The sequence below is a fragment of the Moorena sp. SIO4E2 genome (assembly GCF_010671945.1).
Taxonomy (GTDB): domain Bacteria; phylum Cyanobacteriota; class Cyanobacteriia; order Cyanobacteriales; family Coleofasciculaceae; genus Moorena; species Moorena producens.
This window is the reverse complement of the sequence record NZ_JAAHIE010000282.1, coordinates 1-9,369: the sequence shown is the minus strand read 5'-3', so window position 1 is coordinate 9,369 and position 9,369 is coordinate 1. Positions and strand designations below refer to the sequence as shown.

Annotated in this window: 11 protein-coding genes and 1 pseudogene; 5 read left to right on the top strand and 7 right to left on the bottom strand. The window is 44.0% G+C overall.

Going from position 1 to position 9,369, the window contains the following annotated elements:
- Nucleotides 1–902 precede the first annotated feature (902 nt).
- On the bottom strand, nucleotides 903–1,817 hold the full coding sequence (locus tag F6K37_RS24010; protein ID WP_287252592.1) for a restriction endonuclease: 915 nt from the start codon (nucleotides 1,815–1,817) through the stop codon (nucleotides 903–905).
- A gap of 278 nt (nucleotides 1,818–2,095) precedes the next feature.
- Here F6K37_RS24010 and F6K37_RS24005 point away from each other — a divergent pair.
- Nucleotides 2,096–2,296 (top strand): annotated as a pseudogene (locus F6K37_RS24005) (hypothetical protein); the annotation flags it as partial.
- A 224-nt stretch (nucleotides 2,297–2,520) separates the two neighbouring features.
- Complete coding sequence (locus F6K37_RS24000) at nucleotides 2,521–2,910, top strand: hypothetical protein (protein WP_008188729.1); 390 nt, start codon at nucleotides 2,521–2,523, stop codon at nucleotides 2,908–2,910.
- Nucleotides 2,911–3,269: 359 nt separating this feature from the next.
- Here F6K37_RS24000 and F6K37_RS23995 read toward each other — a convergent pair whose 3' ends face one another.
- The 4 genes from F6K37_RS23995 to F6K37_RS23980 form a co-directional block, all read right to left on the bottom strand.
- Nucleotides 3,270–3,941, bottom strand: coding sequence for a CpsD/CapB family tyrosine-protein kinase (locus tag F6K37_RS23995; protein WP_229414732.1), 672 nt, complete (start codon nucleotides 3,939–3,941; stop codon nucleotides 3,270–3,272).
- A gap of 280 nt (nucleotides 3,942–4,221) precedes the next feature.
- The gene (locus F6K37_RS23990; RefSeq protein WP_008188731.1) at nucleotides 4,222–4,566 is read right to left on the bottom strand and encodes a GNVR domain-containing protein; all 345 of its coding nucleotides are present in this window, start codon (nucleotides 4,564–4,566) and stop codon (nucleotides 4,222–4,224) included.
- Between the two features lie 154 nt (nucleotides 4,567–4,720).
- Nucleotides 4,721–5,887, bottom strand: coding sequence for a GumC family protein (locus F6K37_RS23985; protein WP_008188733.1), 1,167 nt, complete (start codon nucleotides 5,885–5,887; stop codon nucleotides 4,721–4,723).
- A gap of 70 nt (nucleotides 5,888–5,957) precedes the next feature.
- Nucleotides 5,958–6,113 (bottom strand): hypothetical protein, encoded by a 156-nt coding sequence (locus F6K37_RS23980; RefSeq protein WP_154659927.1) that lies wholly within the window; start codon nucleotides 6,111–6,113, stop codon nucleotides 5,958–5,960.
- A 236-nt stretch (nucleotides 6,114–6,349) separates the two neighbouring features.
- Here F6K37_RS23980 and F6K37_RS23975 point away from each other — a divergent pair, with 236 nt between their 5' ends.
- Both F6K37_RS23975 and F6K37_RS23970 read left to right on the top strand, forming a co-directional pair.
- Complete coding sequence (locus F6K37_RS23975; RefSeq protein ID WP_154659928.1) at nucleotides 6,350–6,544, top strand: hypothetical protein; 195 nt, start codon at nucleotides 6,350–6,352, stop codon at nucleotides 6,542–6,544.
- 188 nt (nucleotides 6,545–6,732) lie between these two features.
- Nucleotides 6,733–8,079, top strand: coding sequence for a RuBisCO small subunit-like domain-containing protein (locus F6K37_RS23970; protein WP_008188739.1), 1,347 nt, complete (start codon nucleotides 6,733–6,735; stop codon nucleotides 8,077–8,079).
- Between the two features lie 168 nt (nucleotides 8,080–8,247).
- Here the strand turns inward: F6K37_RS23970 and F6K37_RS23965 are convergent, their stop codons facing one another.
- The gene (locus F6K37_RS23965; RefSeq protein WP_154659929.1) at nucleotides 8,248–8,385 is read right to left on the bottom strand and encodes a hypothetical protein; all 138 of its coding nucleotides are present in this window, start codon (nucleotides 8,383–8,385) and stop codon (nucleotides 8,248–8,250) included.
- A 14-nt stretch (nucleotides 8,386–8,399) separates the two neighbouring features.
- Here F6K37_RS23965 and sfsA point away from each other — a divergent pair, with 14 nt between their 5' ends.
- Entirely contained in the window at nucleotides 8,400–9,131 is a 732-nt protein-coding gene (sfsA, locus tag F6K37_RS23960; RefSeq protein WP_008188741.1) for a DNA/RNA nuclease SfsA, read from the top strand.
- 46 nt (nucleotides 9,132–9,177) lie between these two features.
- On the opposite strand, the gene F6K37_RS23955 is transcribed toward sfsA, so the two are convergent.
- On the bottom strand, nucleotides 9,178–9,369 hold a 192-nt coding region (locus tag F6K37_RS23955; RefSeq protein ID WP_287252585.1), incomplete at its 5' end, for a hypothetical protein.

Below are 9,369 nucleotides of genomic sequence, written 5' to 3'. Positions count from 1 at the left end.
CTCCTGAAGGGGTCGGGTTTTCACCGCCATCCAAACAGTCAGTTAGGTTTGAAGGTTTTTTAGTCCTTCTTTCCCCCAGCTCATACCCCTTATGTAATAAGGCTCTTAGCTGGAACGAGCCGCACTTGAATAAAGCTTTTGGCTACACCAAAACGTTGAGCTAAGTTTCGGAGGTGCGACCCTAGGGCGATTTACTCGCCCTAGGAGGCGCGCACCTTGATAATTTTTATTTGTTATGAATTTATAGAATTTTTTGCCGAAAGTCAAGAGAGTAAGGTTTCATCCGAAATTTTTATAATTAACTATTTAATCTATTTATAATTGTACCTCATAGCTATGAGAAACGCTATATATTCCAAGCAGTAACGCTTCAAGTCCTAATTTTGATCAGCAATCAGCAGCTATTCCGACAACCCCAAAAAAAGCAATACCTCCTATCATTCCGAGCGGTAGCGAAATTTTAGCTAAACACTACCAGCGCGTCATGCAGGAGATACTCAATTATGCTTTACCAGCATTCTGAATTATTCACTCAACACCCGCTGCAATTAAACAGCGGGTGTTTTTTACAATGAACTATCTTCCTGGGGGGGTGACATACAAGCTGAAATCCTTACTGGATAATAATTTCAGCCCATAAGTTCCAAAAATATACATTCTGTTTTGGGCGCTCCTTTGGACGTAGTTATAAGGGTTTGAGCTTGCCATTAAGCGATGCAGCTTCGGAACAGGGGAGGCAGCGCGGTCTTGGGGGTTCCCCCCATGAGCGACTGCCGTGGTTTCCCCCACTCGCGCTTTGCATCAAGACAATGACTTGAGGGTTAATTTCCGACTGTATCTTCCATGAGCCCATTGGCATCAAAGCCTTATAGAGTAAGCTTTTTGGGGCTCATGTCACCCCCTCAGCTATCTTCAGAAGGCTTTTGCTTATATACTTTTTTAATTAATTTTTTCAAATCATCCCTATCAAAAAGCTCAATTTCAGTCTTAGCTGCCAGTTTTTTGGCATTTTCTGTAAACTTACTATTAGTGATAACTAGTCCCAAGTTCGCCTGATAATAGCCAATTGCCCCCGTTACTTCCTGAACGGCCTTAATCCCTACGGTACTTTGTTGTCTCTTGGCTTGAACAACAGTCTTTATCTCCCCTTTTTCAATGACCAGATCCGCTCCATAATCCGCACTTGCTGGAGTCAGCCTCACTTGGTAGCCCAGTTCCTTAAATAATTTAGCCATAAATTTTTTAAACTCCCTCCCCTTCATTTTATCAATTATATCTAAGTGTTCATCAATATCCTCTATAGATTCAATATCTAAGTGTTCATCAATATCCTGTTTCGATTCACGCCTATCATCAACCAAAGATTTACCATTATTTACTTCTGCTTTGAGTTTGCGTTTCCAATCAACTTTATATTTCTTTATTCCTAAATTATCAAAAGATGATGAATTCGATGCCCGCCTATCCTCAACCGAAGATTTACCATTATTCACTTCTTCTTTGAGTTTGCGTTTCAAATCACGAGAAACCATTAACCGTTCAATCTCTTTACAGAGAGATGCTTTAGATTCTCCTTCTTGTTGGCGCTCTTTATATATTCCAACCAGTAATGCTTCAAGTCCGAATTTCGATAAGCCATCAGCAGCTATTCCCACCACCCCAAGAAAAGCAATGCCTCCGATCATTCCGAATGGACCTAACATTGCCAAAGCCGCTGTGATCGCTGCTGCTCCAGTAAATCCCGTTGTTGCCATAGCAATTAGAAGTATCACACCAGGTAAGCCTAGTGCAGCAAACTTTCTAACCACTTCATCCATATCACTATTCCTCAATATTGTTAGCTTAGAGAATTGCTCTAATTGTCACCAGTATTCCCTCCAAACTGAGTAACGACATCAGTGGAAATAGGGGATTATTGAATTAACGACGAAGCAAGCTAATAACAGGTTTACACCAACCACTTTACGTTGTCTACTTATGGTTAGCGTGAATAAAGTCAAAGCTTACTGCTGACAACCTATGGGAATCCTGCTTGATGAGTGCGCCCCACGACTAAGTTAAAATAGAGGCGTAAAGCTGAAACAAGATCATTCCAATGACAGTCCGACAACCTCGATACAGCAAAGAAGAATTTGCTCGACGTGGTGATGAAATCTACGAAACTCAGGTGCGTCCAAAGGTCGAAGCAGGGAATCACGGCAAGATTGTTGCCATTGATATTGAAACAGGCGATTTTGAGGTTGACCCAAGGGAAATAGCCGCTTGCGATCGCCTCGAAGCCCGTAACCCAGATGCTCAGAGGATATCTGAAAAGTTTTTTGATACTGAATTTTGCCCCCCTAGCCCCCCAATTCTGGGGGGAACAAGAATCAATTTGCTGGTAGAAGTCCCCCAAAATTGGGGGACCAACGGGGGCTTGGATGTAGCAAATGAGACTTTTCAGACAACCTCTCAAATCTGGATAGTCCGGATTGGTTCACGCTATGTTCGTCGGTTCGGTGGACGTGGAAAAAGAACGGGATGATTAGAGGAAATGTTAATGCAGACTTTGAACCCATTATTCCCATTTCAATTTATGGCTTGAATGGTAAAATTTACACTCAAGCGGCAATCATAGATACAGGGTTTAATGGTTGGCTTTCACTGTCTCCAGATTTGATTACTCAGTTAAATCTGAGATGGAAAAGGCGAGGACGCGCTCTTCTTGGGGATGGTAGTGAATGTATTTTTAATGTGTATGAGGTAGTTATCCTATGGGACGGATTCTCTCTAACAATTCCCATCGATGAAGCTGATTCAGAACCACTTGTTGGAATGTCATTGATGGAAGCGATGCAGCGCGGTCTTGGGGGTTACCCCCATGAGCGACTGCATCAAGACAGGCTATCAACTCATGATTCAAGTCTTTGAAGGAGGCAACGTAGAACTCCACAAAGTCAATGCACTCTAACTAATCACTACATCTTTCGCACTATCTCCCGTTCTTTGTAATTATCTATTAATTATCTAGGGATGATGGTCAATAGTAAATCGTCAATTCTAATTAGATTCAGTATCTAGGAATAAGGGGAAATCGTCCTCCCTACTCCCTACTCCCTACTCCCTACTCCCTACTCCCTGCTCCCTACTCCCTACTCCCTGTTCCCTTTGCTATATATGATCTAATTACTCATAACTAGCAACATCAAGTATTCTATTAAGAGCAACGCTTTCATCTGAAATGTATTCCTGAGAAAAATGGTAATAACTGTTAGGCTCATTATCAGGAATCACGCCATTAACCACCAAGCCCAGAACAGTCTGACCAGACTGCTCCAAAAGGCGAAAGCAGCACTACCAGAATCTACCACTCCAGGTCGGGAAACTAACAGCACACCATCGGTCATTTTTCCTAAGATAGGAGCATCAGCAGCAACGTTTAAAGAAGGGGTATCAATAATCACAAAGTCGTAACGACTAGCAACATGGTTAATCAATGAAGCCATGCGCTGGGAATCCAGAAGCACTGCTGGATTAGGAGGTACTACTCCAGAGGTCAGGACATCCAGAGTCTCGATTACTGGTTTAATGGCATCCCCCAAGTTAACCTGATTCACAAGCATATTGCTCAAGCCCACTTCATTGGACAAATCCCAGATCCGATGTTGAACAGGCTTATGGAGATCAGCATCGATTAGCAATACCTTACTTCCTCGCTGAGCAATCACTGCTGCTAAATTAGCAGACACCGTTGACTTACCTTCTTGAGGTAAGGAACTAGTCACAGTCACCGCCTTGAGGGCTTTATCTGAACTCAAAAACTTGAGATTTGCTTGCAGCATCCGATAGGATTCACTGATGGGAGACCGAGGCGTATTCCGAACAATAACTTGGGGGGTAAATGGATCTAAAACTTCCTGTGATGGATTTAATAATTGAGTTTTACTAAAGTGGGGAATCACACCCAGCAAGGTAAATTTAAATAATTGCTTAACGTCTTTGGCGTTGCTGAATTAAGGAATGAATTCGCGATCATCTGGTGAAAGTTAAAGCCCCCTAAATCCCCCAACTTTGCGGTGCGACCCAAGGGCGATTTACTCGCCCTAGGAGGCGCGCACCGGAAGGGACTTTGAAGGTCTTATTCCCCCCAGAATTGGGGGGTTAGGGGGGCAAAACCATACCCAGAATAAGCAACGCCACGTCTTTAATGGTTTTCAGAGATTTATCTCTTGTTTCTAAAATCTAAATAATTGCTGCGGTCGCAAACAGTCCCTGAAAGCAAGCAGCAATATAGGCTATTTTAGCAGAATAAATCGGAATCATCGGCACCTGAGCCCCTGCAATAATGCGGGCATTACCCATGTTTTGATTTTCCGCTACCTGAATTTCTCCAAGCTTATTTAGCAACAGAGAATAGGTGGATTGGGACACATCAAGTTGCCGTTCTAACTCGCGCTGCTGTTGTTCCAGTCTAGGGAGATCGTTAAGTCTTTTTCGGTAAGCGGTTTGGGCATTGACTAAGGCTTTTGTCTGATTAGCCAAACCTAAACGAGCTGCTTCTAATTCTACTAGCTCTTTAGTAAGCATTCAGCCGTCAGCCGTCAGCCGTGAGCTAAAGGCTCAAGCTGCTTGAGGTGCTTTTTGGCACAGGCTTTGGCCTTGGCCTTTTGGCCTTTTGGCCACGCTACGCGAACGGCCACGCGTGCGCGTTTGGCCACGCTGTGCGAACGACGCTGGGACTTCACTCAGCATTATTCCAATGCTTACTTGTTGTCTTGATGCAATAGCGAGTGGGGGAAACCCCCAAGACCGCGCTGCATCGCTTATTCAAAAGCTGAGAGCTGAGAGCTGAGAGCTGAGAGCTGAGAGCTGAGAGCTGAGAGCTGAGAGCTGAATACTTACGCTCTTTAGTCAGGTCTTGTTGTAACTCTCCTAGTTTAAAAAGCTGGCTAGCAGGTTTCGGCTTAGCATTAGAAACCTGTTTTACTCGCTGGTTTAGGATACCTTTTAGGCTGGCTACCTTACTTTCTAACTTAGCAATTGTGGGATGGGTGGATTGGAAACGGTTACGCTCTAGGGCCAGTTCGACTTCCACTTGGCGCAATTCTTGGAGTGCCTCCTGCACCTCAGGAGACTGTTTAAGAGCTGTAAGAGCTACAGCTTGTTTGGAGTTCATGCCCAATCGTTTTTGGAGCGATTCGTACTGGGCATTGACATCAGCCATTTTAGACTGATTTTGAGCAATTTCCTTTTGCAAATCTGTCAGGACTTCGATAGCTGAGCGAGCTTCTGCGTCTAAAGATATCACTTGATTTTCTTGTTTGAACTGACGCAAAGCTGCTTCTGTTTTACTAACAGTAGCTTCTGCTTGAGGTAACTGTTTCTCAATAAACTTCCGAGCAGCTACAGCTTCAGCCCGTTGAAAATCTAAGTGATTTTCTAAATAGATAGTCATTAGTTGATTAACAACTGCTGCTGCTTCTTTAGGGTCTTGAGATTGGTAAGATACTTCCAGAAGATCAGTTTTCCGAATATTGGTAACACTGACATTGTGCAAAAAGTCTTTAATTGCTAAAGGTTGCCCCTGATTATCTTTAAGATTTAGTGCGGTGATTGTCTTTTGAGCCAGAGGCTCAGACATCATGATGTTGGCTTCTGTATCTAGAGGATTACTTTGGTCTACCAGAGGTTGTAAAATACCGATTTCTTTACCTACCTCGGTAACTGAAGACGTGGTATTAAGCCGCTTAAATAACAGCAATCCTTGGGCTACATATACCGGCTTTTGCAATGATGCCACCAGAGACATAATCACAGAAACTGATACAAAAATACCGGAAGCTGGTAGCCAACGTCGCTTCAGGATCCACCAATATTGTTCAAACCTTGAGGATTCAGGAGATTCCATAAATAGCTCAAGAAAAAATTGTTTAAGTACCTGATGCTTATTTAGGGATATCCTAGCCCAACCAATAGTCTCAATTGTGCCAATACGCCAATTTGAGTACTGTTTGTTGAAGGTTGGCTGGTTGAAGGTTGAAGGTTGAAGGTTGAAGGTTGAATGTTGAAGGTTGAAGGTTTAATCGGGTTAATCGAGTTAAAGGTTGAACGCGATCGCGTGGCCTTTTGGCCAAGGTTGAAGGTTGAAGGGTTAATCGGCTTGATGGTTGGCTGGTTGAAGGGTTAATCGGCTTGATGGTTGGCTGGTTGAAGGGTTAATTGGGTTGGCTGGTTGAAGGGTTAATTGGGTTGATGCTTGAATGTTGGCTGTTCGCTGTCAACTTTAAACCTACCCTACTTCAGAGGCCAAAGGCAAACAACCACATAACCTACCCTACACCGAACGCCAAAGGCGAACAACTAAATAACCTTGGCCAATAGGCCATGCGATCGCGTTCAACCAGCCAACCTTGGCCAAAAGGCCACGCGATCGCGTTCAACCAGCCAACCTTGGCCAAAAGGCCACGCGATCGCGTTCAACCAGCCAACCTTGGCCAAAAGGCCACGCGATCGCGTTCAACCAGCCAACCTTCAACCAAATAACCTTCAACCTTCAACCAAATAACCTTCAACCAAATAACCTTCAACCTTCAACCAAATAACCTTCAACCTTCAACCAGCTAACCTTCAACCTTCAACCTTCAACCTTCAACCCGATTAACCCGATTAAACCTTCAACAAACTGTAATAGTATTTCCAATAGGCTGAAAAATTGCCGGATTTGACGAGATTCTTACCATAGCACCTGTTTGTATGTCCCAGCACTATTACATTTCTCCCCGGTTTATCGATAAACTGGCAGTTCACATCACTAAAAACTTCCTTGACATACCCCATGTCCGTGTGCCTCTAATTTTGGGAATTCATGGACGGAAGGGGGAGGGTAAGTCCTTTCAGTGTGAGCTTGTGTTCGAGCGCATGGGAATTGAAGCGGTTCATATGTCTTCTGGTGAGCTAGAAAGCCCAGATGCTGGGGATCCAGCCCGTCTGATCCGCTTGCGCTACCGAGAAACGGCTGAAATGATCCGAGTCAAGGGTAAGATGTGTGTGCTGATGATTAATGACTTGGATGCTGGGGCGGGACGGTTCGATGAACGCACCCAATATACGGTAAATACCCAGCTGGTGCATGGGACTTTGATGAACATTGCTGATAATCCTACCAATGTCCAACTTCCAGGGAGTTATGACTCACAACCGATCCACCGAGTACCGATTATTGTCACTGGTAATGATTTTTCTACTCTGTATGCGCCCTTGACTCGGGATGGTCGGATGAGCAAATTCTACTGGGAGCCCAACCGAGAAGACCGGATTGGTATTGTTAGTGGTATCTTTCACGGAGATGGACTCTCTAGCGGGGAGATTGAACAACTGATTGATACCTTCGACAATCAAGCGATTGATTTCTTCAGTGCTTTGCGATCGCGTATTTACGATGAACAAATCCGTAAGTTTATTTATGATATTGGTATAGACCGAGTTTCTTCTCGTGTAGTCAACAGTAAGCAAGGACCGCCCAAATTTGAAACACCAAACTTTAGCATCTCCCGCTTAATTGAGTTTGGAGAACTGATTAAAGCTGAACAACAACGGTTGGAGCTCAGCGGACTAGCTAGGGAGTACAATCAAGTCCCGTCCCTGACGAGCCCAGCAAGTAATACAAATACTAATACAAATAGTAATTCTCATATCCCAACCCCTGACCAACCTCAAGCAAACCACAAGGCACCTCTATCCAATCCAGTCATCAGTGAGTCAACTAGCCCTAAGGTCGCCAACGGGTTAAATCAATGTCAGATAGGACAGCACAACGGTAGCAAAAAGCCCTTAGATCTAGGATTAGATCTAGAAACCCAAGAGCAGATTGGAGAGCTTTTGGCTCAAGGTTACCGCCTGACCCTAGAATACGGCAATGAGCGTCGCGTTAAGAATAATGCTTGGAAAAGTGGGAATCCATTACCAGAAAACAATGTATCGGAAGCGATCGCAGCTTTGACAGAACGCTTAGGGGAGCATAAGGGTGAGTATGTGCGCCTAATTGGTATCGACACCAAAGCCAAGCGGCGGGTTATCGAAAAGATTATCCAACGTCCTTGATATCTTTACGTAAGCATTCAGCTATCAGCTATCAGCTATCAGCTGATGGGTAAATCCCTAGACTTTCAATTCTCATTAATCTGGAACTATAGCAATTCTATATCCCATAAGGTACAAATTGATCCCCCTAAATCCCCCTTAATAAGGGCGACTTTGAGGTTGATAATTCTACCTCATAACTGCGATAAACGCTATATTAAATTCTCCCTTTTGAAGTTTATTTTCAGCTGACGGCTGACAGCTGACGGCTGACAGCTGACGGCTGACAGCTGACGGCTGACAGCTGACATCTTTACAATTAACCAATCCACAATTTTAACATGACTAATGACAATAACTTGATTTACTCCTACCCACCCCTAAAAGCTGGAACTTTACTCAAACGCTACAAACGCTTTCTTGCGGATATTGAACTGCCATCAGGGGAAATTATTACTGCTCACTGCGCCAACACTGGCCCAATGATCGGAGTATCAACCATTGGCTCTGCTGTACAAGTGTCCCATAGTGATAACCCGAAGCGGAAGTTACCATACACTTGGGAAATGATTCAGGTCAAGGACAATGAACCAACTTGGGTAGGGGTTAATACGGCTTTACCTAATCGAGTGATTAAGTTAGCGTTGGAACAAAAAGTGATTCCCGAATTAGCCGACAGCTACAGCGAAATCCGCCCTGAGGTGCGTTACGGAAAAGAAAGGAAAAGCCGCGTAGATTTTTTACTGACTGGCTCAGATCGTCCGATTTATTTAGAAGTTAAAAGTGCTACCTTAGCTGAAGAGAATCGTGCTTTATTTCCTGATACAGTTACTACTCGTGGACAAAAACATTTGCAAGAACTGATGGCAGTACTTCCCGAAGCACGAGCGGTGATGCTTTATTTTATTAATCGTGCTGATTGTTTGCACTTTTATCCTGGTGATAACTATGACCCAGACTATGGTAAACTCTTAAGGGAAGCAGTTAGCAAGGGTTTGGAAGTGTTGCCTTGTCGCTTTGAAATTACCCCGTCAGGAGTTCGCTATTTGGGGTTAGCAACCTTTGAGTGTTGAGGGTGTTAGTAGGTTATATATAATTTGGAGTTGTTAATAAAATCCCTTAGGGAAAGGCAAGAGGCAAGAGGCAATAGGCAATAGGCAATAGTGAAAAAATCTTGTGTACCTCATAGCTATTAGAAACGCTATAGAGGTGCGCTTGACCTTGGCGAATTAAATTCGCCAAGGTCAAGCGCACCTGTTGCTTTTGGGGCGACAACTCGCCCAAAAAGCAACAGGTGCGCTTGACCTTGGA

Bases quoted from the DNA above. Each gene is read 5' to 3' on its own strand.
- F6K37_RS23990 (WP_008188731.1), bottom strand. From the start codon at position 4,566: ATGCTTACTAAAGAGCTAGTAGAATTAGAAGCAGCTCGTTTAGGTTTG.
- F6K37_RS23970 (WP_008188739.1), top strand. From the start codon at position 6,733: ATGTCCCAGCACTATTACATTTCTCCCCGGTTTATCGATAAACTGGCA.
- F6K37_RS24000 (WP_008188729.1), top strand. From the start codon at position 2,521: ATGATTAGAGGAAATGTTAATGCAGACTTTGAACCCATTATTCCCATT.
- F6K37_RS24010 (WP_287252592.1), bottom strand. From the start codon at position 1,817: ATGGATGAAGTGGTTAGAAAGTTTGCTGCACTAGGCTTACCTGGTGTG.
- F6K37_RS23985 (WP_008188733.1), bottom strand. From the start codon at position 5,887: ATGGAATCTCCTGAATCCTCAAGGTTTGAACAATATTGGTGGATCCTG.
- sfsA (WP_008188741.1), top strand. From the start codon at position 8,400: ATGACTAATGACAATAACTTGATTTACTCCTACCCACCCCTAAAAGCT.